Raw genomic sequence first — 23,456 nt, forward strand, 5'->3', positions numbered from 1 at the left:
GTCGACTGTGAAGAAGGGCATTCAAGCCTGAGCGAAGTGATTTTTTGAGTGGCCACAGCTTGTAATGAAGCTCCACAGAATGGCGAGCCAAACGCGGAGCCATGAGAGGATGCGTTTGAAGTTGTAGCCGACTGCCGCGAGGACAGCGTTGATGGCATCGCCGGCTTGGCCCGCGAGATAATTTCGGTCCATGCGATGATCGGATTTTGTATGGCCGATGACGGGCTCGACGGCGGACCTGCGCCGCATCTGGCGGCGGATTTCCTTTGTCATGCCGCGTTTCTGTCCGGCGCGATAGACCTTGAAGCGGTGGGCAGGTGGCGCGTTGTGGCCCTTGTACCCCGCATCGGTGAATATCCGTTCAAGGGAGCATCCGATGAGTTGTTCGATGTCGGGAATGACTGTCCCGAGCGTATGGCCGTCATAGGGCTTGCCGGGCAGAGCCTTGGCATGGACGATGAACTGGCCGCCCTTTGAGCGTTTGAGTGTCGTCGCCAGCGAGACCTTCACCCCAAACTCATAGGGCTTGTGCGGCTTGCCCTTGCCGATGCATTCGACCTCCGGCGCATGCAGGCTGAACACCCGCAGGTCTGTATCAGCCTTTTGTCCCCTGAGAGGCCGCAGGTTTCTGTTGCCGGCATGGACGCGGCGGGCCAGCATGAGTTCGGGGGCGAAGATCTGCTGGAGTGCCTCCTGGTCTTTGATCTTGCGGGTGATGTCGCGGATCACCCGGCCGAGAGAGGTCTTGAGGGTCTTTAGCGAGCGTCTGGCGCGCCTGAACTGTTTGGCATGGGCATAGCGCTGCTGCCTGATCAGCGCATATTTGCCGACGCGGTGGTAACTCTGGCGCAGACTGACACCGTGTTTCCTGGCGAGCCGGACCAGCCTTTCACGGGCGCGCTGCATGAGCCTGGCATCCGTCGGATGCGCTACCGCCTTCGGCTGCACGGTCGTGTCGATGATCACCTTGGCGAAGTCGGAGGGCTTGGCCGCGCCGGTGCGCGTCGCACTCGCCAGACTTTCCTGCAACAGCGCGACAAGCTTTTCTTCTCCCATCCGCTGCCGCCAGCGGGTCATCGAAGAGCGGTCGAAGGCAAGGCTGTGCTGGAAGAACTCTTCTCCGCAAAACAGCTGATAATAAGGGTTTTCGACCCAGCGCTCGCAGAGCGCTTCGTCAGACAGATCGACCATGTGCTTGAGGATCGCCACGCCAGCCATCAACCGCGTCGGCAGAGGAGGATGGCCTGGCGCATCGCTGTAAGCGGCGCCAAAGCGCTTTTCGAGAAAGCCCCAGTCGATCGCCGCCGCCAGCTTCACCAGCGGATGCTGCATGTCGAGGATCTGATCGAGCCGCGCCCGAAACAGATCCTGCTGGCCGCTCTCACGCCTCTCCCGTGGCCGCATCCCCGCTGATCCTCCGCTTCCCTCAGAACCAGAGAATCACACCCAAAGCCCACGATCAATTTGCAAGAAAACCCGTCCACAGCCTATCAAATCCGGCAAATACAAAGACTTGCCAGAGGAAAATATAATCATTCATTCAATGGGTTGGGGATTCTTCACGGGCGACCATCTATGCGGAAGCTGGGACATTACCAAACTTTCCGTCTTCTCCTTGCCCCCGAAAAAACGGTAAGCCTCCTAACCTCTCGTCAGCCCCCAGGCCGCAAATTTCTTAAGTCCCTCGACAACGCTTGCACTGGCCTCATCGGGTCTGCCAGTGCTCCCCGCCATCTCCTGGACCATCTCCGCCACGGTCCGAGTTCCATCGAGCAATTGCAGGAACCGGCGCGCCTCCTCGCCTGAAATCCCCACGTTCGTATGCCGGTAGGTCGCCACTGCATGCGCCCCGAGGCGGGCCTGGGCGCGCGCGAGTGGGCTTGCGAAGGGTTTTTCGCCATAGTCGCGGCCGACCGGCGGCGGCTCGGTCGTCAGCCGGGCCATGCCCATGACGAAGAGACGCATCAGTGCGTCTGTCACGACCGCGTCTGTCGCAAGCGCCTCGAACGGCAGTGCAGCAGGAAAAGCTTCACCGAGCCGCTGCAAGGCCGCAGCGAAAGCCGGATCGCGTGTCGAAATTTCGCCGCCACGAGCCGTCTTGAACGCAAATTCACCTGCTTGAACAGTCGTGTCCGCGAAAGGCTCGAGCCGCGCGTCGAGAAAAAGTCCCCGGGCACGCTCTGGCAAAAAGCGCCGATCCAGAGGCGCCCCTGCGCGACAAAACAGGCTGCGGCGGAAAAAGCGCGTCTCGACGAAGTCGCGAAACTGCTCGTAGGCGAGAAAATCTCCACCCGTCAACGGCAGGCTCTGCGTCCAGAATTCATCTTCCCACAGGGCACCGGCGGCGAGCGACAGATCGGCGTCGCAGAGATAGTCAAGCCCGTGGGCGCGCGCGGCGGCGGCGACCTGCGAGAAGAGCTGAGGCTCGTAGAATTCACCAAGCTCGTCGTGGAAGAGGAGGCCGTCAGGACGCTCCAGGAGATCGCGGGCCTCAGCCGCGAGCGCGGCCGAAAAAGCCTCGTTTTTCGCCCAATGTTCGGCATGGAAGGCTGCGGCGTGTCGTGCCGCCGCGAGCTTTTGCTCCGGGAAAGAAAAGCCCGCGCTCGAATAGATGAGCATGTCCCGCATTGCTTGGCGCAGGCGGCATCCAGGCAGCGCATTGTAGCTGACCATGGCGACGCCTCGAGGTGAGAGGTACCGGCCGCAAAGTTTGAGGATCGCGTCGCGAACCTCTTCCGGGACCCAGGCATAGACGCCATGCGCGATGATATAGTCGAAAGATTGCTCGGGCGCCTCGAAAGCTCGGATGTCAACATAGTCGAGCCGGACATTGGCGAGCCCGGCCTCGGCGATGAGCACCCTCCCCCTCGCGATGGCGTGTTCCGAGAGGTCGATGCCCACGAACTCGGAGTCCGGCGCGGTGGTAGCCATGCTCGCGAGATTGACGCCATCTCCCGCGCCGATCTCAAGCACCCGGCAGTCCCGAAACGGGGCGGGCGGACGTCCTACCAACTGCGACAGCGCCCCGAGCAGCGCCGGATGCGTCGAAGACCTGACCGCATACGGATAGTCCATCGCGTCATAGGCGTTGCTCATAAATCCCCTCCCCGTCCAATGGGCGTCTCTTTCGCCGCGTTCGGACTTGCGACATTCGCCGCGAGGATCGCAAATGTCCAGCCCACCTTGCCCGGTGGCTCGGGGAGGTGATATTTTCAACATCCCAAGAGATGGTTCGGACGCCGCGTTATTGAATCGGAGTGGAGGAAATGGTTGCCCACGCGGACACCGGCGTTTCGCACCGCATGAGGTTGTCACGCTGCGGTGAGCGTTTGCTTGTGAGCCTTCCCCGCGCGATCGTCACCGCGGCGTTTCTCTCGCTCGTCCCGCTCGCGGCAGCGGCGGCGGCGACACGCGCTATCGTCATCGGTGTCGACATGTATCGACAAGTTCCACAGCTTCGCGGAGCGACAGCGGATGCGCGCGACATCGAGAGTGCATTGCGGCGGCACGGCGCCACCGACATCACGTCACTGCTCGACGGCGACGCAGACCGCGCCTCCGTTCTACGAGCGCTCGACAGGACCCTCGAGCGAACAGGCCCGGGTGACACGGTCATCGTTTCATTTGCGGGTCACGGCGCGCAAGAGCCGGAACATTTCGAAGGATCACAGCCGGACGGCCTCGATACGGTCTTCCTGCTCGCCAATTTCGACCCTCGTGATGCGCAGGCGAACGGCGAGAAACTCCTTCAAAGCGAATTCAACCACTATATCCGGGCGTTTGAAAGCAAGGGCGCACGCGCCACGTTCATCGCCGACGCTTCTTCGGGCAAGGGCCTGACGCGTGAGGTGGATCCGCGAGCAGCCACAATCGCCTATCGTTCGGTCGCCTATACGGCGATCCCGGACCGACTGCAACCAGTCGCGACGGGAGCCGACGCCGCACTGGTGCCCGCCGATTTCGAGCGCTCGATTTTTCTCGCCGCCGCCGACAAGCAGTCGAAAGCACCAGAGATCGAGGTCCCGGGTGAAGGCTATCGCGGAGCGCTGAGCTATGCGGTCTCCCGCGCGCTCGACGGCGCGGCCGATACGGATGGAGATGGTCTCGTCACGACCGATGAGTTCCTCGCCTATGTCCGCCAATTCACCTACCAGCTCAGCGATCAGCGGCAGAATGTCGTCGTCGAGCAGGCGAGGGCCTCAGACCCACACCAGGAGGTCGTCGCCGAGCTGCATCGCGGTGTCAGCGTTGTAGCGACAGGAGTTCGGCCAACGGAAGCCGCGCCCACGATGAGTGACGCCAAGGACAGTGCCAGCGGTCCCGCTTCGGGTGGGTTACAGATCCGGCCTCTCGCGCCGAAGTCTCTTTCGATTGCGCCCGGAGAGATGCCCGTTCCAGCCAGGCTGCCGCTCGCTGTGCCGCCGCGACCAAAGGAGCCCATCCGGCTGGCTCTGAGCGGAGCCGGGCCAGAACCGGGCTTCGGCCAGGGGTCGCGCTCCGCCTTCGACGTCGTAGGATTGGGCTCCGATCCAGACGTGATATGGGACTCTCTGACGAAGGACGTGATCGCTGGCGGCGATGTGCTCGCCCACAATATCGAAGCGAAAGATCTCAATGTAATCATCGACCGCGCAGCGACGGTGCGCTGGCTAAAGCTCTTCGCCGGTCGCGGGCCCCAATCCATCCGCGTCTCTCCCAGCGACGGCCTACACAGGAAAGGTGAGAAAATCAGCGTCTCGATTGGCGGAATGACGGGGCGCAACCTCGTCCTGTTCAACCTCACGGGCAACGGCTCGCTGCAATTCCTCTATCCGCTCGGCTCGGACCCGCCGGTTCTCGAGAGCGCCGAATACCACCTAAACCTCACCGCCCGCGAGCCCTTCGGCGCGGATCAGATCGTTGCTATCACGTCGAGCAGGCGGAATCTTCAGCTCGAGCAGGCATTGCGCCAGCTGGATCAACGTCGCGATCCGGCCAGGATCATCGATATCCTCTCTGAATATGCCGCGGAAGGCGCCCTTGTGGGTACAGTCGGAGTGTTTACCGCACGCTGAGAGAAGAGGAAAACAATGCATCTCATTTCACTATTCTCGGCCGGTTGTCTCGTTCTCATTGCCTTGGCAGCGCTCGCCGAGCCGCAAGGACAGGCCCGTTCGGTCCGAATCATCGAGAACCCGGCCGCCGAGGACTCGGCGCCAGTGCGAAAGAAAGAGCCCCCCATTCCGTTGCTGAAGGAGACGCTAAAGAGTTCCGGTGTGCGGGTCGATGTGCTGCCAGAGGCCAAATTTTCCATCGGCGCGCCGATCGCCTTCCGCGTCACTGCGGAAAAAGCGGGCTATGTCGTCCTCGTCGACGTCGACGCGCAAGGTCGTTTATCGCAGATCTATCCGAACATGGTGACGCTCTCGGATCCTGCTGGTGTCGACGAGAAGGCCAATTTCCTGCGCGTGGGACAATCGATCACTTTGCCCGACGAGAACGCCGGGGCGGGCTATAGATTCGTTGCCTCTCCTCCGGAGGGTGTCGGCATGGTCGTCGCGATTTTGAGCGAGACGCCCGTGCAGGTGATCGACCTGCCGGATGTGCCGGCCGCACTTGCAGGCCAGACCAAGGCAGCCGAGTTCGTCAAGGATATGACACGTTCGCTACAGATTTTGCCCGCCGAGGGGAGACGGCCAGTCCGCGCACCCAAATGGGCATTCGCAACGACCTTTTACTCGATCAAATAAGACCAGAGTTTACACGTTTCAACCGCCGATAAACACTGTCGGACAGCCCATGGCGATCTTGTTGGGCGGCCCTATCGCCTCGACGATGGTATCGCCCTGGCGGCAGCCTGGCAGGCCATTGATGAACACCGTCATCGAGCCATCGACGACGACGCCCGGACCATGGGGCGGGATTGGAAGAGGCGTAGAGCACACATGAATATCGGCGCCTCCGGCGGCCGAGGAAATCATCGAGCCCATCGACGCGGCCGCCGCAGCCTTTGTTGCCTCTTCGGCAGCCTTGGCGGCAGGTAGGCCGGGCGTGCCGACGGACGCAAGCGTCGCGGCTTCCGCCGTCTGGATCACCGCATCGGAGACGGCCTTCGCCGATTGTACGGCCGCCGCTGCTATTCCGCCGACTCCGCGCCACGCAGGCAGGCCGCCGATGAACACGTTCAAGCTGCCGGGCCCCGGCGTCAGCACGGGAGGCAGAGGATGGACGACAGGATCGGTCATTCTCGCCGCGGGACGTCCCATCGCTCTTTCTCTCCTACGCTTTAAAACGCTCTCCACGAGAACGGCAATCCGCAGCGAAGAGTCTCCAACAGAGTAAGCGATCGTGAGCAACGGTCAATCTGCTTGTCGACGGCATCGCACTATCAGTGATTTCGGCTCGGCGCGGCGCTGCGAAGAAGATATCCTTAAGCTCGATCGATGGATCTGCTCCGATCACGCCGACGGACAGCAGCTTTTTCGAAGGGGCCTCAATGAAAAATTGGTTAAAGCGCCTTTGTGGCGCGGCAGCGGTTCTTGCTCTCGTCTCTGATTGCGCGGTAGCGCAGGAATCGTTGCTGGAGCTCACGCATCGGGGTCCCAACCTTCGCGCGTTAGAGGCCGCTGGACTCGTTGTTGAATCGATCGATGTATCTATCGGCGTCGAGAACTCCACGCTGAAATATCGCATATCCAACCCAACCGCGGCACTCGTCTCGACGACTTTGTCGGCACCGCTGCCCGACCTCGATTTTTCCGATCCAGACTCTGCCTGGTCCATCCCCGACGCCGATCCCGTCAATTTCGTCTCGCTGGCCGCGATGATCGATCGGAAGCCCGTGACGCTCTCCTTCACCCAAACCGCGCGTGCAAACGAAAAAGACGTAGGTGTGATCCTGCGCCGCGCCGGCTTGCCTCTCGTTCCGCTCGACCAGTTCCAGAACCGTCTTGCGGCACTGACACCGGAGGCAAAGGCCCTCCTTGAAAGAGACGGATTGATCGCCGAAGCAGGACGGAACCAGGCTGGAGAGCCGCTCTATTATCCCCATTGGTCCGCCAAAACGGTGGCGTCGCGCAAGATCGATCTCTCTCCCGGACAGACGATCGCGATCGAACTCAGATTTCGAACCAGTGTTGGCCAGACCCGAGACAGTGTGCTGCGCGAGCCGTTGCGTTCAGAAAAGGCCCTCGCACGTGAAGTTGAGCGTCTTCGTGCCGATTATTGTATCGATCGCAGCTTTTTCAACGGAATAGACAAGATCGTCTCGACAGCCGTCGCGCAACTCACCCGGCCGGCCGAGAGCATCGCGTCGGGGCAAGGCTTGCCCCAAGAACCACAAGGTGATGGAAAGCCGCCCGTGTCTGGTCAGTCGGATCCGGACGCCGCCGAGCAGATGGCGATCAGGGTTTTCCCCGAAGCGAATGTAGCGAATTTGCGGGAGAAACGAATTACTTTCGACCTTGGCGCCGACGTCCCGGACGCGCCGGTTCGCCAGTTCCGCCTCGGTGTAGACAAAGGCAAGCCCGCGCAGATCATCAGCTTCTGCGCGACCAATCTACGCAAGATTTCGGCGACAGGCTTCGAGATGCAGGCCTCCGATCATCGTCCGAGCGGCCTTCTCAAGATCCTACTCATTGGCACGAAGGATTGAGCGAGTATTACACAGCTGCAGCTCGACGATCGATCGTGAAGAACGACATTTCAAGCTCTGGCGGCTGAGTTTTCTTTCGGTTCCATAGATAACCTTGTGTCGGGATGTCGTTAGAGGGGCGGAAGCACCAGGGTCTGGCCGACCAGGATCAGATTCGGGTTGGCGCCGATCACCGCGCGGTTCGCTTCGTAGATCTTCTTCCACTTTGAGGCGTCGCCATAGATGCGCTGGGCGAGGGCGCTCAGCGTATCGCCGCGCTTTACTACGTAGGTGCGTGTTTCAGGCTCCGGCGCGGGGCGCGGTTTCAATGTCTTCAACTTGAAGCGCTGGTGCGCGCCGGGAAGATCGGGAAGTGGAGGGCTCGGGACCCGTGGGACGCTTGGTTCACGCCCGTCCGGGGTCTTGATGGGACTTTGGATTGCGCCCGAGGCGAGATTGATGGTGAAGGGAATGTCGGCCGACCAGGGCAGCGACTTGGTGCACCCACCAATCTCGATCGCGTACATGAAGGCGGTGAAGATGAGCGGCCGGTTCAGCGGGCCGGCGAAAGGGCTGCCTCCGGATGTGGGGGCAAGAGCAAGGTCGGCTTCATAGGTGGTGATGCATTTACTGTAGAGACGCAGCGGATTGTTATCGTCTTCAACGTAGAAGGCCGCCAGATTCTTGCGGTATTTATCATAGAAAGGAAACATCGATCGGTCATTGTCGAAATCATAGGCGTCCTTGATGTTGTAGCTTCCAACAACAACATTGAATAATTCGTCCTTATAGTAGGCGTTGATGAGGCCGATTGAATGAATGCCGCTAATAACCTGTTGCAAGTCGCCGGAAAAATACGGCTTCACCATTTGAATGTCGCCGGACCCAGTCAGATCGGGCATCGGCATACGAAATTCATCAACGGCTTGTGCGGCGGTTGCCAGCAACTCCGGTGCCGCGAGCTTTCGACCCGTGCTGGCCTGGCGACCTTCGATGCGCTCCTTGATGAACGCAACGATCTTTTGATGCGTGGTGTGGCCCTGGACGGCCTTGACGATCCTCGACAGGACCTCCAGCCGCATGCTGCCATCAAGGTAGCAACCGAAGATGTCGGCCGCGAGTTGGGCGTGCGGGCCTCCGAAAAAGGGAATGGCCAGCTGTCCGGCGCGTGCATGGGCGAGGCATGCTATCTGAAGCAGTCCCATGGTGAGGCTCTCCTCGGGGCGAGCAAGTATCAAGTATAGCGTAGGGGGTAAAGTTATACCAAGTCCTTGGAAGGCTGACTCGTTGAGGTTTTCCAATTGGCGTTGATGTGATTCAGTTGTGGCGACTGAAGGAGGTTCGCCATGATGATCCCGGTTAAGCTCCGGACGGATTATGTTGGGTCGCAGCTTCGGACCTTGGCGAAGCAGACCAAGGAGGCGGCCTTTGCCCGTCGTCTGTTGGCGCTTGCCGAGATCTATGATGGCGGCACGCGGACCGACGCGGCCCGCATCGGCGGGGTCGGGCTGCAAACCATCCGGGATTGGGTGCTGCGCTTTAACGCTTAGGCATCGTCCGGGAATAACTGAATCGATTGAGGAGGGGTTTTCCCGCTTAAGAGGATTCCCAGCGGGTTCGCAAGGCTGTAGCCTTTCCCAATGATCGATGAATCCGCCATCCGGCTGCGTTTTGAAGCGCTCGCCCCCGTTCTTGATGAACAGGGCCGGCGGCGTTTTGCGGCAACGGAGGCAACGGCGGCTGGACGCGGCGGAATTGCTGCCGTGTCACGTGCCACGGGCATCGCCTGCAGCACCATCGGTCGGGGGCTCGTCGAATTGCGCGCCGGCAGTGAGTTCCCTCCGGCGCGGCTACGCCAACCGGGCGCTGGCCGCAAGCCGCTCAGAGAGACCGACGCGTATCTCCTCGAAGATCTGCGATCCTTGGTCGAACCGCAAACGCGAGGAGATCCGCAATCACCCCTTTTGTGGACGTGCAAGAGCTTGCGCAAGCGCAGCCAAGGGCTGTGCGAGATGGGCCATAAGATCGGCCGCCGCACCGTCGTCGGCGAACTGCTGCATGAACTCAGCTATCGTTTGCAGTCCAATCGCAAAACGCGGGAAGGATCGAGCCACCCGGATCGTGATGCTCAGTTCCATGACATCAACGATCGGGTGAAGGAGGCGCTGGCCACAGGCGTCCCGGCGATCTCGGTCGATACCAAGAAGAAGGAACTCGTCGGCAATTTCAAGAACGCCGGACGTGAATGGCGACCCCAAGGCCCTCCCGAGGAAGTTCGCGTCCATGACTTCGTCATTCCCGAACTCGGACGGGCCGTGCTGGAGCCTGCCCTCGGGCTTGACCCGAGGGGTGTCTATGACATTGCCGGCAATAAGGGCTGGGTCAGCGTAGGGATTGATCACGACACCGCGGCTTTTGCGGTCAATGCCATCCGCAGATGGTGGAAACTCATGGGCGAGGAACGTTATTGGGATGCTTCAAGCCTATTGATCACGGCCGATGGCGGCGGCAGCAACGGCTCGCGCGTGCGATTGTGGAAACTCGAATTGCAAAAGCTTGCCGATGAGTTTGGTATACCGATCACAATATGCCATCTGCCGCCCGGCACGAGCAAATGGAACAAGACCGAACACCGTCTGTTCTCGTTCATCACCGGCAATTGGCGGGGCAAACCGCTTATCAGCCATCAGGTCATCGTGCAATTGATCGCCGCCACGACAACAAAGGCTGGTTTGACGGGTGCGCTGCGAACTCGATCCGCACCCCTATCCAGCTGGCATCAAGGTCTCAGATGCCGAACTCAAGACTGTCAATCTCATTCGCCACGACTTTCACGGCGATTGGAATTATACAATCCGACCAAACCCACCCATACCAAAGTAATAATTTACGGACAGTGCCTTAGCCTTGCGGCTTGCCGTACGCGTTCCAGCGCCTGTGACACGCTTGCCCGGTCCTGAGCCCGGCGCGCGCTTTGCTGGTCCGCGTTCCCCTTGGTCCCGGTCCTTGGCTCCACCAGCTCCGCTACCAGTTGCCTAGTTTTGTTCACCGGCTTCCCAGCTACTTTGACTGAGGCAGACTTCTCGGGATCGTGCATCATCGGCTACGGTTCCTCACCTTCCCGATGCGGGCCTGCGGCGTTCCCCCGCAGGTCAATCCCGAGATCTCCCGGTTCCCGTGCAAAGAGCGTCCACATATGCCAGGGTCTTTGACCACGCCGGGCCAGACAGCAGCTCGCGATAGCGCCTCTGCCCATATTGCCTTCCGCCGATGTGACAGCGTCAGCACCCAGAATTATTAAACTTTCGCGGCTCCATGGCTGGCCTATGCGCTCCCCTGCCGACGCTTCGTCCTTGGCCTCACGGCCAAAAACGCACGGCTCGGGGCCGACGTGAATCGCTACTCCTTCATCGTAGTGGACTTTCACCACATACTCCTTGCCAGTCTCCCGGCGCACCACATCGTTTAGGACACCCTCTGCGCCGGCGTTCCGTTGGCGAACGGCCGGAAGTGGCTCAACAGATCGAGCTTCTTCTCACCAAAACGAGCGATGTCGGTGAAGGCTTCGGCTTCCACCGACATCGCGAGCAGGCACAAAAGCAGGATCTCATCGAGCGGATAAATCACCTTGCCTGCCTGCGATGGTCCGGCATACCTATGAAATATTGGAGGAAAACCGTCGTCTTGGCCAGCGCCGTACAAGCGGTTCCACTCTCGTCCACCGCCCCATCCTTCGTCCCGAATCAGAGGATGGACACAGATTCAGCTCAAATCCCTTTTGTCACCTGGTTCTTCACCCGATTGCCCTGACCATTCATCCTCTATTACTTTTCAAGTTAAGCATTCTCGGAGTAATGGCGATCTTTCCGCAATGGTTTGCTCATCGCGATGTTTGAGAAGAGCAGCTTCCGCAAATGGTTTTTGGATTTTCCTATTCGGGCTCATTCGGAGTTTGCGATTGAACGGAGCGCACTTCGATTATTGAAAGCGTTCGACCGGGAATAGGTGACGGCAATGCGGGACGCACGGCCGCGTTGGGCTGAGGATTCGGTGACGTCTGAGATGGATAGCGCTTTCTGGCCGAGATTCCCGTTGCCGCGAAGCGTTTGTCATCCTCGATGTCGCGGCAGACACGCAGCCACATGCGCCGAAGAGGTTTCGCCGAAAGCTTCTGTCCCCGGGCTCCCACGATACCTTCATCCGTCAACGCCTGGGCAACCACTCTCCAGGCCGGCTGATATTTTTTGATGGCCTCGCTGAGAGGCTCGTGATGCTCGCGCAGCCAACGATAAGTGTCGGAGCAGCGACCGAAGCTCTTCTCTCGGAGGCGAGCCAGAAAAATGGTGATGGAATCTTTGCTCATGGAAGAATCGTGGCATGGGTTCGCGATAAAAGGGACACCTAAACAAATCACATTCCCGTGAAAATCCGACACGCACGGGAACCATCATGGGCACATGTTAGAGCGATCTTGGAACCATGTTGGGGACGCCTCGAGGACGTGTCACATCCATGTGGGAACCATGTCGAGGACGTCACGGGACCATCAAAAAGCATAAAATTGGGGTACACACCAATGCACCCCTGGTGCGGGTTCCGGGCAGGCGGGAGAAGAGAAATGCTTTTGCGAGCAGTCAATGCAATGCCACAAATTTAGGCAAATGGAGAAAGAGGACACGGCGATCGTCACGGTTGCAAAATAGTTTGGTGATTCGACCGCTGTTTGGCACGTATCAGATAAGGCTGTCCCAAACCCTCGCCCGGCGCCGTGCAAGGTCAGTTGGCCTTACTTGATCAGTGACTCCCGTGACCTTTATGGGACGTCGGCTCCCGCTGCTCAGCTTTACCGCTTGGGACACCATGATCCGGAAGGTCGAGACGTCGAGGGCCACGCCATTGCCTCATCCATTTTCGTCTGTTTGCCGACGGAAGGTCCGGTCTTCCTAAATGGCCGAGCCACCATTGCGAGCCACAGCAATCTCAGCAGTGTCCTGCGATGTTCTGATTCAAGCAGGATCGTCAGAACTTGTTTCATGTCGCAAACCATGTCGCGTCGAGGAGCCGCGACAAATTAAAAACCATTTAAAATCAATTGTAACATACCGAACCATTTGCGACATGAAAAAGCCGCCAAGAGGCGGCTTAATCGGTAAATTCTTCTATGATTTCAATGGTAGCGGAGGAGGGACTCGAACCCCCGACACAAGGATTATGATTCCTCTGCTCTAGCCGGCTGAGCTACTCCGCCCCTGCTGCTCAAGGAGCCCGGTGATATAGGGCCCTGCCCTCCCGAGTGTCAAGAGGCTCCTCGCGCATCATGAAATGTTTCCCAATGGCTCTCTGAACAGCAATAAGTGGGATCAAACGGATGCCCTTTGCGCTGCAATTCAAGCCGAGCCGTCCCATCAGGCCAATGCCGCCCATAATCGCCGGGCCTCGTTACGCCGTGCGGGTAAATATTTCCTCTCTATGCTGTGAACGCCACCACAACGGTCACGCATCTTGCTTTTCAAGATAAAACGATCAATTTCAGAAGAGTCGACGTCCGCACAGGCTGAGATGCTGAATATCCTCAGGCTGGGCTCAACCGGATCAGGCAGATGGCAATAGCCCCTTCCACTCATCATTCCGATCCTTCACTCGGTCTTCGCATCAAGGGCATGCATTGCGCCTCCTGCGTCGGGCGCGTGGAAAGAGCCATCAAGGCGGTGCCGGGCGTCAATTCTGTCTCCGTCAATCTCGCGACGGAACGCGCGACGGTCGGCTTCTCCGAGGTCCCCAATCTCGCCAGTGTCGCCGCTGCCGTGAAGACGGCAGGCTATGAGCCTCTGACCGAGACTGCCGAATTCACAGTCGACAAACTGAATTGTGCCTCCTGCGTGAACCGGGCCGAAAAAGCCTTCAGGAGCCTTCCCGGAATCTTGGAAGCAAACGTCAATCTCGCCACCAAGACAGCGACTGTCACCTTCGCGACCGGCGAGACCGATATCGCCGAAATCGAAGAGACGGTCACCAAAGCGGGCTATCCCACCCGAGAGCGCGGCGACGCCGACGAACAGCCAACGATCATCCAATCCAAAGAGGGCGCTCAGCATCAGCACAGAACCGAACCGGCATCGGAAACGCAGAATTTGTTCCGCGATTTCTTTGTCGCCGCTGTCCTGACCTTCCCGGTTTTGGTCCTGGAGATGGGGTCCCATCTCAACCATGACTTCGCGCATTGGCTCGTGCAGACAATAGGGCTTTTCCCCCTGCATCTGCTTTCCTTTTGCCTTACTTTGCTCGTGCTCGCTTTTCCTGGACGGCGTTTCTTTACGCAGGGGCTGCCCAGCCTTTTGCGAGGCGCGCCGGATATGAACTCGCTCGTCGCGCTGGGCGCGGGTGCCGCCTTCGCTTATTCGAGCCTCGTCACCTTCCTCCCCAATTTATTTCCAGAAACCTCGCGGCAGGTCTATTTCGAATCCGCTGCCGTCATCGTCACCCTAATTCTGCTTGGCCGTGCACTCGAGGCGCGTGCGAGAGGCAAGACAGGCGCGGCGATCAAACACCTCCTCGGCCTCAAGGCGCGCGAGGCACGCGTGATTCTCAATGGCCAGCCGGTCGATCTTCCAATCGAAAAGATCAAGGTCGCTGATGTCGTTCTGGTTCGCCCCGGAGAAAATGTTCCGCTCGACGGCATAGTCACCGACGGTGCTTCCTTCGTGAATGAATCCATGCTGACGGGTGAGGCCGCACCCATCTATAAGACGAGCGGTGCCACTGTAGTCGGTGGAACACTCAATCTCGATGGAAGTTTTCAATTCCGCGTGACGCATACAGGCAAAGAGACTGTCCTTGCCCAGATCATTCGGATGGTCGAACAGGCGCAAGGCGCTAAATTACCCATCCAGGCACTCGCGGACAAAATCACTGCTTGGTTCGTGCCGGCCGTTCTGGCTCTTGCGGCCCTGACATTCGTGACATGGATGTGGTTTGGCCCGCAACCGGCCTTGAACTTCGCCTTGATCCAGATGGTCAGTGTCCTGATCATCGCCTGCCCTTGTGCAATGGGCCTTGCGACGCCGGTATCAATCATGGTCGGCACCGGCCGCGCCGCCGAGCTTGGTATTCTTTTCCGCAAGGGCGCGGCGCTGCAGACGCTTGCGGAAGCCGATACGACCGCTTTCGATAAGACGGGGACGCTCACACAAGGGCAACCGGCCCTGACCGATTTCATCTTGCAGCCGCCATTTACCCGCTCCGATGTTTTGCATCTGCTTGCAAGCCTCGAAGCCCATTCCGAGCACCCAATCGCCAAAGCGATAGTGAAGGCGGCTTCTGAAAATGGCCTGGCTCTCGATACCGCTGAAAAATTCCAGGCGCAGGCAGGTTTCGGGGTTGAAGGTGAAGTCGCTGGTCATCGCATTCTCATTGGTGCCGGCCGCTATCTCGAAAAGCATGGGATCGACGTCACACCATTCGACAAAGAAGCCAAGGCACTGGCTATGGAAGCGAAATCTTCTCTATATGCCGGTATTGATGGTCAACTTGCCGCCCTTCTCGCCATCGCCGACCCTATCGCCGATGGTGCAGCCGAAACAATCGTTCGCCTGCGAAAGGATCACCGAAAAACGATCATGGTGACAGGCGATCGGCGTGAAACTGCCGAAGCGATCGCCAAAAAGCTTGGAATTGATGATGTCGTCGCCGAAACCTTGCCGCAAGGCAAACGCGATGTCATTGCTGATCTCCGTCAATCCGGCCATAAGGTCGCTTTCATAGGCGACGGCATCAATGATGCACCGGCACTAGCTGAAGCCGATGTCGGCGTCGCCATTGGATCCGGCACGGATATAGCGATCGAGTCCGCAGATGTGGTTTTAATCAGTCATAGACTCACCAGCGTCGCCGATGCGCTTGCGATCAGCCGGGCAACGATGCGTAATATACGGCAGAATCTCTTCTGGGCCTTTGCCTATAATGTCATCCTGATCCCGGTCGCTGCGGGCCTTTTCTATGCTCCATTCAAATTGCTTCTCTCGCCGATGTTGGCGGCGGGAGCAATGGCGTTCTCTTCGGTTTTCGTGGTGACAAATGCCTTGCGCTTGCGCCGCTTTTCTCCAGCGGCAGTATTGCCTGCCTCGGCTGGGAGCGCGATTCATGACCAGACTTCCGGTGCCAGCCCGACCAGCATCCAGAATGAGCAGCCCATCTCTTGATATTTTGCGCGATCACCCCGATTGGCTAATAAGCCTATCCACATGAATAGACGATCAAAACTGTAGAAGGCTGGGCCTCAAATTTCGGTTTTATGCGGGGGGATTCGCCTTACCGCGAACTCGTCATCAAACTCTTCTCCGCCCTCGGCAAGCTCTCGCATGCGTTAACATGCTTCTATCTGAGCACGCCTCCCTCCAAAAATGTCCGGAAACAGATCATGAAAAATGGCTGTATCCGGTCAATATGATCGAGATCGTTTACAGATCTTTCAAGAAGCCCGCGAAACGCATCAGACCTTCCGGCCAGGGCCCATGGCCGCTTTCCACATTGATATGCCCAGACATACCGGCATCAGCAAAGGCAGCACCAAGCTTCGATGCAAGCATTTCGCTCTCTTCGAAGGTTGCATAGGGATCGTTACGACTCGCGATCACCACTGCCGGAAATGGTAAAGGAGTCTCGATCTCCTGAGCGAATGCAGAATCGATCGCGGCAACATCCCGTATGATTGCCAAAGATGGCGGGGCGACGAGAAATGCTCCCCTGACCTTGGTGACATCGATCAGCGGCACGGCATGAATGACAGCGAGGACACCAAGGCTATGCGCCACGAAAATGACCGGCATTTCCGCTTGCGCGACATCTGCGGCGAGACGCCGCGTCCAGGCCTCACGCGAGGGGTTCAACCAATCTTCCTGGACAATGCGACGCGCAGTCGGCAATTTCTCGTTCCACCGGCTTTGCCAATGGTCATCGCCCGACCCTCCCAGGCCCGGTACGATTAGAATCTCCGCTTCCGAAGTCCGCATCGGAGGGCTCAGGCTGCCGCGGCGGCGGGTTGAAGAGCCTCTGCGAGGTGGCCGAGGAAGATCGAATAAATCGCCTCTTCCTGCGGCTGCAACAAGTCCGCCCGTTCCTTAAACTGGCGATCTTTCGATGTCATCGCGGCTTCGACATCCTGGAGATGCCGCCCTTCTTCCATCAAGAGTCCTTCCAGTTTCGCCACAATATCCTTCTGCGGCAACAGCGCCTTATAGACATTATAGACTTCCAGCGCGCGCTTTTCGATCAACCATGTCACGTAAAGGTAAGTGAGGCGGCTCCGATCCGTATCAGGCAACGCAGCAAACTGCGCCTCGCAGGTCTTGTCCAACGTCTGGATATAAGTTTCCGCCGCCTCCGGACAAATCATGGTTTCCGGCGCATAGCTGTCGAAATCAGAACCACCAAGTTTCATCGCGAGTTTCTTGAGCCCCAGCGCATGGCGTCCTTCTTCCATCGCATGGGATAGGATCTGCGCGGTCATCTGCTCAGCGAGCTGGCTTTTCACGATTTTGCGAAAGCCGATATATTCCATGAAGGAGAATGTATTCAGCCAGCGTGCATGTAAACGGGCGTCGGCGACGATCTTCATGACCAGAGTTTCGAGCTGAACCGGTTCCGACATCGCGATCTCCCCTAGAATATTGATCCAATAAATTCACACTTCACCGAAAACACGTTCGAAGATGACATCGACATTCTTGAGATGATAGCCGAGATCAAACAACGCCTCGAGTTCACCCGAGCTCAAGACTTTGGCGATATCCGGATCCGCTTTCAACAGTGGCAGAAACTCGCCTTCTCCACGCCACACAGGCATGGCGTTGCGCTGCACCAGCGCATAGGCATCTTCACGGCTGATACCTTTTTGAGTCAGGGCGAGCAGCACGCGTTGCGAATGAATGAGACCGCCAAGGCGATCAAGATTCTTCTGCATATTAGCCGGATAGACCAGCAATTTATCGATGAGCCCTGTCAGCCGTACCAAAGCGAAATCGAGTGTGATCGTGGCATCGGGACCGATCATGCGCTCGACTGAGGAATGAGAAATATCTCTTTCATGCCAAAGCGCGACATTTTCCATCGCTGGGAGCGCCATACCTCGAACCAGACGCGCGAGGCCAGTGACATTCTCGCTCAACACAGGATTGCGTTTATGCGGCATGGCGGAGGAGCCTTTCTGGCCCACGGAAAAATATTCCTCCGCTTCAAGAACTTCCGTACGCTGCAAATGCCGGATTTCAACGGCAAGACGCTCCATGGAGGAAGCAATCACCGCAAGCGTCGCGAAGAACATGGCATGCCGGTCGCGAGGTATGACTTGTGTCGAGATGGGCTCCACGCCGAGGCCAAGCTTCTCCGCCACGTAAGTTTCAACTCGCGGATCGATATTGGCGAACGTGCCGACTGCGCCGGAAATGGCGCAAGTGGCAATTTCCTTTCGGGCAGCAACGAGCCTCTCCCGCGCGCGGGAAAATTCCGCATAGGCCTGCGCCAATTTGAGGCCGAATGTGATTGGCTCCGCGTGAATACCGTGCGAGCGGCCAATTGTCGGCGTCATTTTATATTCGAAGGCGCGCCTTTTCAAAGCGGCGAGGAGACCATCGAGATCGGCGAGGAGAAGGTCGGAAGCGCGGGCAAGCTGCACTGAAAGGCAAGTGTCCAGCACATCGGAAGAGGTCATGCCCTGATGGACAAAACGTGCATCAGATCCAATAAACTCAGCAAGATGCGTCAAAAAAGCAATGACATCATGCTTAGTCACACGCTCGATTTCGTCGATGCGATCGACGTCGAATTCGACATCCTTTGCCTTTTCCCAAATCGCCTTCGCCGATTCTCTGGGGATGATTCCAATCTCCGCCATAGCCTCGCAGGCATAGGCCTCGATTTCGAACCAGATGCGAAACCGCGTCTTCGGCTCCCAGATGGCAACCATGTCAGGGCGAGCATAACGCGGAATCATTCTGAACTCATCGCAAGGAAAGGCCAATGGCCTCAAAGAAGGAAAACGACTTTCTATTGTGGATTAAGCCAGCCTGCCGCGCCTGTCCAGAGCCGCCAACCGATCACGCCAAGCTGGCAATGCACCGGGAAAGGGCAATGCCGTCGCTTCATAGATGCCGCGAGCGATCGCACGAGCAAAACAATCCGCCGCGAGGGTGCCGATTTCAGTCAGCGTACGGGGGGTAACCGCTTCATTCCGCAACCCAGTGGCTACGGCAAAAATCGTATCGCCATCCAAAGCGCCATGTGCCGGCCGCAGCGCCCTCCCCAGGCCGTCATGCGCCATGACAGCAAGATGTTTCAACTCGGCTTTCGTAAGAGCCAAATCCGTTGCGGTGATGCCGATCGTCGTGTTCGCTCCAATAAGCGGGGACGCATCATCCCCCTTACAAACGAGCGTCAATGCATCGGATGGAAAAGCCGCGGGCCAACCGAGACCACCATATTCTGCGTTCCTTTCGTAAGGCGCCGCCCAGAAATGCGGACCCTCGCCAATCGTGGCGCGGCCCAAGGCATTAACGGCAACCAGTGCACCGACATAGGCTCCAGACGAACTGACACAGCTGGCTGAACCCAGACCACCCTTGAGATCAGCGATTGTCGCGCCATAACCGGCGCCCACTGAACCGAGAACGAAATCCTTATTAACAGCCTCGACGCTCAAACGCCCCAAGCGCCAATAAACCGGCTCATCACCCCAATCCTTGTTCCCGCCGTTCAACAAATCGAAAAGAATAGCACCGGGGACGATAGGAACTGTTACGTTACCCACAGCAAACCCGCGCCCGGACAAACGCAAGGCAGATTGCACGCCACCCATCGCATCGAGGCCATATGCGGAGCCCCCTGAAAGAACGAGAGCATCGACATGATCAACGGTCCGCTCAGGCTCCAACAGCCCGGTATCCCTGACACCAGGAGCACCTCCAAGCGTCACATAGGACGCGCATGCGGGAGTTTCAAAAATCACCGTGGTAACACCGGACGCACGCTGGACGTCATGATAATTGCCGACAAGAACGCCTGGCACATCGGTGATGAGATTCCGCATAATCCGCTACATGCCTCGCATCGCGCTTCGATTCAATTCCGCACCATAACTCGGAACAAACTCATATGCGTTCAATCAGATTCATCAATGCTTATCATGACGGTATCACCCATCTTCAAAGCCACAACATCAAAAGCACATTATGATGGGATTACACTCATTTCCATACATCTTGACACAGCACAAGCAGATTCAACCAGGAATACTTTAAGAATTTCACATAAACTCAATTAATGAAGCACAACTTAAGCAACCCTTAAAGCACAATGACATTCTTAGCCACGTTTAACGACAAAACCTGATTGCGTTTACAGTCCATGCGCCGAAGCCAGACGCGACCATATTTGTAATTACATTGCAGACATAATGCTTTTGTGCAAAATTATTTCCCGTCCCCGCATGATATCGCGCAGCCGCAAGCGTCCAACTACCTTCCTGAATTTTCAGATCTCTCAAAAACCGCGCAGCATAGTCTACATTCTGATGCGGATCGAACATCGCCTCGAGACTCGTAAATTTATCGCGATGAAAATGATGATTAATTTGCATACAGCCAATATCAATCAATTTCACACCATTTTTTTGAGCCGATCTGAAATGTTCGATTCCTTCCTGCAAAGACGACGCAAAAAAGGACGGACCATGCAGATTGAGGGCGTAGGGTTGGAGAGAGCCTCGATGCCCCGTCTCCGTCAACCCCACAGCATATAAAATAGAAAGGGGAACATTATATTTTTTGGCTGCCTGCACCATCTCTCTCTCGCACGGATGAATGACTAATTCCTCCCGCGCATAACATTCAAAGGTAAAAGCCATCATTCCTGCGAGCAGCCAGGGAAGAGTCCTGTAGATCGTCTTGCCGGTATTGGGGCCCTCGCCCTTGCTGCCCACCGTTTCGAGACGAGCCATCTTCCCTTGATGAATTTGAACCAGAATCGGATGTTGGATCATGTGCGCCGGAATTTGCCTTCCCGAAATGATTGAAATCGTTTTTCTCGCCAGAAACAATCCCGTCAGCAATGACATTTTGTAATCCGATTTGAAGTTTCTCCACCATATAACCGGAAGCATTCAATTTGTCAGATAGCGTATTCTTATCGTTTTCAAGCATCTCCTTCACATCCGAAGAGGAGATCTTTAATTCGACATCGAGATTTGAACCGGAGAGGCGCATTTTGACGTTGACTGTCCCCATACCGTCGGGAACAAGATTGAAAGTGATAACCTTCAATTTGTCCGACTGTAACCTTCCTGGGACCAAATCAACGATGCCATTCTGGAATGGAGAAATACCTCCATTGGCGCCATCTTGTGACATTACCAAGCGACTTTCTGAAACCGCCGTTTGTGCTCCTAATTCGGGTCCCAATACTGGCGTCAGCGGCGTGACATTATTTATCAAGCCATTCACACCTTCAATAATTTTATCGGCAATCTGCTGCACCGGTGTTGGAGGCAAATAAGGAGGAAAATAGCTTTCCTTACTCGTCACTTTAACAGTCGCAGCAACCCCATTCGCAGCGGTGTCAGTTAACGAAACAAATCCCATCGATTCCTGCTCATTCCCAATACTTTCGGCATTCGTTATCCTTGCCCTGTCACGGGACAAGGAATTCACACCTTTATCGATATCTCTATTGGGTATATCCAATTGCGTGAGCTTCAGAGATACTGAATCATCATGAAGACCCAATATTCCGGTATCCAAACCGTTCCGTAGAATATCACCGATCTCGCCAACGTCATTCTCGCTGACTCTTCGCGTCGGTCCACTTTCGCTAACAATTGTTGGGACCAGTTCGGGCACAGGGATCCCTGACAACAAATTGCTGTAGGGAATGGTCGACCCTTCAGTCGACGGCTGCGGTTTCTGGACAGTTTCCTTTTTTGTCCCTTGCGCATATTTAGATTGGCCGGTTTTGTCAGGCTCTTCCTTGTTATTTGAGAGAGATAGAAGTCGACTTTCTACTGACCCCGTGCCCCCCTGACCGTCATTATTTTGCTGGCCCGATTCCTCGGTGGCTAAACTCTGCAGTTTAAAGCCCGACGCCCTCAGATTTTTCTCTTCTGACTGTTTCGCTTCTGAGGGCAAAGCAACATGCGTATTTTGATCATTGATCCACTTGCCAAGTTCAGAAGCACTATCGGCAGAAACCGATCCATTGCCGCTTTGCGGAAAAACGCCTGCAAAACCCACACCGAGAGAGGGCTCACCTGATGGCTGCAACAGAGTATCCTGATACCGACCGCTCGAACTGCTTGCCATCAATTGGCTTGGATTTTGTGTAATCGTTCCACTCTCCAACATGGGCAACGCAGATACGCCTTTCCACGGAATCTTCTCTTTCATTGATAGGGTAGGTTCCGATTCCGTTTCGGCCGAATTCGCGAGACCAGACAATAGATTTGAAAACTTCTCGATTGCAGAATCAGAGCTGTCGGCCATCTCTTTATGGATATCTTTTGACTTTGCCTCCGTATCCGACGGCTTCGAGAATACGGCAGGCAAAATCGCTTTTTGAGTAGAATTCACGGAGCGCCCCCGTGCAATGCTCTATCCACCGAATTCATGGCCTCATCCGTCCGCTTGATCAATTCCATAACATGATCATCGCGCGCGGAACTTGCCTCTGGCTGGAAGGTCTCTTCGGACGAAAGAGTCTGTTCCGCATCCGTCTCTTGTAATACCCGCCCGATCTGCAGAAGAGCGTGAGCAAGTTCCGTATCTTTTGACGACAGGTTCTTTTCATCCAGACGAGCGATCCGATCTAGGCTCTCTCCCTCGCCCGTTTTGAGAAAATCAACAATATTCTGGTAGATGACTTCCCGCTCTGAATTAATCGCACTCTTTGTTCCCAGCGCGTGTATCCGCGAAAGGGCATAAGCAACTTGATCAATGCGTCCGCAGAGCAAATTCTGGTAGGCAATTGCTAAATAAATCTCTGCCTGTTGCTGCAAAGATAGCGCACTCAAGATTTCTCCCTGCTGAGAAATCAGTTCGGTCCCCTCATTCAGGCTAAGACTGACGATCGAATTGACAAAGTGTTTATAAAAATTATCAAAATAAATGGAATTTCGAAAACGGCGAGTGTATTGCCCGGAAAGAAAAAAGAATTTTGTGAATTTGTGGGAACTCTCCGCAAGAAATATTTCTCTACGCAAAGCTGCTTCCTCGATCAGGGTTCCGGGAGCCAGAATTCGCGCCAAGTCGAGATAACGCATGGCGTTGGCGGGCTCTTTCTCCGCCACCAAAAGCGCTTTTATAAGGGCTACATGCGCGCCTAGGAAAGACGGTAATGTATTCGGATCAGTTGTCCTGAGTATTTTAGCTGCCTCGGCTCTGTTCCCGATTGTATATGCATAGGCGGCATTAAGCAATTTTCCGTCTGAGGAAGGAAGCCCTTCATACCCCAACACTTTCTTGGCAACTCTCGGCTGTCCTCCACTAAAGAGATAAATGACAAGGGCCTGCACATTTTTCGGATCTTTCCAGACCTCTGGATCTTCGGTAATCAATCTCTCTGCGATCTGTTTCACGACAGCTGGCATCGCCGCTTCCACCGGCTTTTTCCCAGCTGCGATCTGATCCTGCAGGATTTCAATCGTACGGATCATCTCTAAGGGCGATTTTACTTTATCGTGCACGGAGGCCAAATGCGCATCACCACCTCTTGTTTCCGGATTGTGCGCGGGTGATACGATGGCTTGAGGATCTGAGAATGCCACGCCCATATAACCGATCATGTAGGATATAAATATCCCGAG

At 56.6% G+C, this 23,456-nt stretch carries 18 protein-coding genes, 1 tRNA gene and 1 pseudogene; 6 read left to right on the top strand and 14 right to left on the bottom strand.

Annotation, left to right across the window (positions count from 1 at the left end; translation table 11 throughout):
* Positions 1-21: 21 nt before the first annotated feature.
* Both DL88_RS13495 and DL88_RS13500 read right to left on the bottom strand, forming a co-directional pair.
* Positions 22-1,404, bottom strand: coding sequence for an IS5 family transposase (locus DL88_RS13495; RefSeq protein ID WP_051955798.1), 1,383 nt, complete (start codon positions 1,402-1,404; stop codon positions 22-24).
* A gap of 237 nt (positions 1,405-1,641) precedes the next feature.
* Complete coding sequence (locus DL88_RS13500) at positions 1,642-3,096, bottom strand: methyltransferase regulatory domain-containing protein (protein WP_034996997.1); 1,455 nt, start codon at positions 3,094-3,096, stop codon at positions 1,642-1,644.
* A gap of 239 nt (positions 3,097-3,335) precedes the next feature.
* On the opposite strand from DL88_RS13500, the gene DL88_RS13505 reads away from it, so the two are divergent.
* Positions 3,336-5,054 (top strand): caspase family protein, encoded by a 1,719-nt coding sequence (locus DL88_RS13505; RefSeq protein ID WP_169741582.1) that lies wholly within the window; start codon positions 3,336-3,338, stop codon positions 5,052-5,054.
* Between the two features lie 15 nt (positions 5,055-5,069).
* Positions 5,070-5,729: a DUF4384 domain-containing protein gene (locus DL88_RS13510; RefSeq protein ID WP_034997001.1), complete on the top strand. Its 660-nt coding sequence runs from the start codon at positions 5,070-5,072 to the stop codon at positions 5,727-5,729.
* An 18-nt stretch (positions 5,730-5,747) separates the two neighbouring features.
* Here the strand turns inward: DL88_RS13510 and DL88_RS13515 are convergent, their stop codons facing one another.
* The gene (locus DL88_RS13515; RefSeq protein ID WP_034997003.1) at positions 5,748-6,245 is read right to left on the bottom strand and encodes a PAAR domain-containing protein; all 498 of its coding nucleotides are present in this window, start codon (positions 6,243-6,245) and stop codon (positions 5,748-5,750) included.
* Between the two features lie 230 nt (positions 6,246-6,475).
* On the opposite strand from DL88_RS13515, the gene DL88_RS13520 reads away from it, so the two are divergent.
* Positions 6,476-7,633: a DUF4424 family protein gene (locus DL88_RS13520; protein WP_156971103.1), complete on the top strand. Its 1,158-nt coding sequence runs from the start codon at positions 6,476-6,478 to the stop codon at positions 7,631-7,633.
* Positions 7,634-7,743: 110 nt separating this feature from the next.
* Here DL88_RS13520 and DL88_RS13525 read toward each other — a convergent pair whose 3' ends face one another.
* Entirely contained in the window at positions 7,744-8,817 is a 1,074-nt protein-coding gene (locus tag DL88_RS13525; RefSeq protein ID WP_034997012.1) for a LysM peptidoglycan-binding domain-containing protein, read from the bottom strand.
* Between the two features lie 141 nt (positions 8,818-8,958).
* Between DL88_RS13525 and DL88_RS13530 the strand changes: the two are divergent.
* A pseudogene (locus DL88_RS13530) lies at positions 8,959-9,159 on the top strand (helix-turn-helix domain-containing protein); the annotation flags it as partial.
* 93 nt (positions 9,160-9,252) lie between these two features.
* A protein-coding gene (locus DL88_RS13535) for an ISAzo13 family transposase (RefSeq protein WP_156971104.1) occupies positions 9,253-10,495 on the top strand; the annotation gives its coding sequence in 2 pieces (ribosomal slippage) (positions 9,253-10,350 and positions 10,352-10,495; 1,242 coding nt in all).
* 582 nt (positions 10,496-11,077) lie between these two features.
* Here DL88_RS13535 and DL88_RS13550 read toward each other — a convergent pair.
* The 3 genes from DL88_RS13550 to DL88_RS13560 all read right to left on the bottom strand — a co-directional run bounded on the left by DL88_RS13550 (position 11,078) and on the right by DL88_RS13560 (position 12,860).
* Positions 11,078-11,239, bottom strand: a complete 162-nt coding sequence (locus tag DL88_RS13550) for a transposase family protein (protein WP_210165317.1) — start codon at positions 11,237-11,239, stop codon at positions 11,078-11,080.
* Positions 11,240-11,543: 304 nt separating this feature from the next.
* Positions 11,544-12,047, bottom strand: a complete 504-nt coding sequence (locus DL88_RS13555; RefSeq protein ID WP_156971105.1) for a hypothetical protein — start codon at positions 12,045-12,047, stop codon at positions 11,544-11,546.
* 736 nt (positions 12,048-12,783) lie between these two features.
* Positions 12,784-12,860 (bottom strand) — tRNA-Met (locus DL88_RS13560).
* A 352-nt stretch (positions 12,861-13,212) separates the two neighbouring features.
* On the opposite strand from DL88_RS13560, the gene DL88_RS13565 reads away from it, so the two are divergent.
* Complete coding sequence (locus tag DL88_RS13565; RefSeq protein WP_034997024.1) at positions 13,213-15,810, top strand: heavy metal translocating P-type ATPase; 2,598 nt, start codon at positions 13,213-13,215, stop codon at positions 15,808-15,810.
* A gap of 258 nt (positions 15,811-16,068) precedes the next feature.
* Here DL88_RS13565 and DL88_RS13570 read toward each other — a convergent pair whose 3' ends face one another.
* From DL88_RS13570 to DL88_RS19485, 7 genes are all read right to left on the bottom strand, one after another.
* The gene (locus tag DL88_RS13570) at positions 16,069-16,620 is read right to left on the bottom strand and encodes an RBBP9/YdeN family alpha/beta hydrolase (RefSeq protein WP_034997027.1); all 552 of its coding nucleotides are present in this window, start codon (positions 16,618-16,620) and stop codon (positions 16,069-16,071) included.
* An 8-nt stretch (positions 16,621-16,628) separates the two neighbouring features.
* Positions 16,629-17,258, bottom strand: a complete 630-nt coding sequence (locus DL88_RS13575) for a ferritin-like domain-containing protein (RefSeq protein ID WP_034997030.1) — start codon at positions 17,256-17,258, stop codon at positions 16,629-16,631.
* A 33-nt stretch (positions 17,259-17,291) separates the two neighbouring features.
* Entirely contained in the window at positions 17,292-18,599 is a 1,308-nt protein-coding gene (gene purB, locus DL88_RS13580) for an adenylosuccinate lyase (RefSeq protein ID WP_034997033.1), read from the bottom strand.
* A 63-nt stretch (positions 18,600-18,662) separates the two neighbouring features.
* The gene (locus DL88_RS13585; protein WP_034997035.1) at positions 18,663-19,691 is read right to left on the bottom strand and encodes a P1 family peptidase; all 1,029 of its coding nucleotides are present in this window, start codon (positions 19,689-19,691) and stop codon (positions 18,663-18,665) included.
* Positions 19,692-19,976: 285 nt separating this feature from the next.
* A complete protein-coding gene (locus DL88_RS13590; protein ID WP_084705184.1) occupies positions 19,977-20,507 on the bottom strand; it encodes a transglycosylase SLT domain-containing protein in 531 nt (176 codons plus the stop codon).
* Complete coding sequence (fliK, locus tag DL88_RS13595; RefSeq protein WP_034997041.1) at positions 20,491-22,224, bottom strand: flagellar hook-length control protein FliK; 1,734 nt, start codon at positions 22,222-22,224, stop codon at positions 20,491-20,493. The genes DL88_RS13590 and fliK overlap by 17 nt, the downstream gene beginning before the upstream one ends.
* On the bottom strand, positions 22,221-23,435 hold the full coding sequence (locus DL88_RS19485) for a MotC family chemotaxis protein (protein WP_156971106.1): 1,215 nt from the start codon (positions 23,433-23,435) through the stop codon (positions 22,221-22,223). Before DL88_RS19485 ends, fliK begins: the two co-directional genes overlap by 4 nt.
* Positions 23,436-23,456: the final 21 nt, after the last annotated feature.

It is taken from the genome of Beijerinckia mobilis, assembly GCF_000745425.1.
In the GTDB taxonomy this organism is placed as follows: Bacteria; Pseudomonadota; Alphaproteobacteria; order Rhizobiales; family Beijerinckiaceae; genus Beijerinckia; species Beijerinckia mobilis.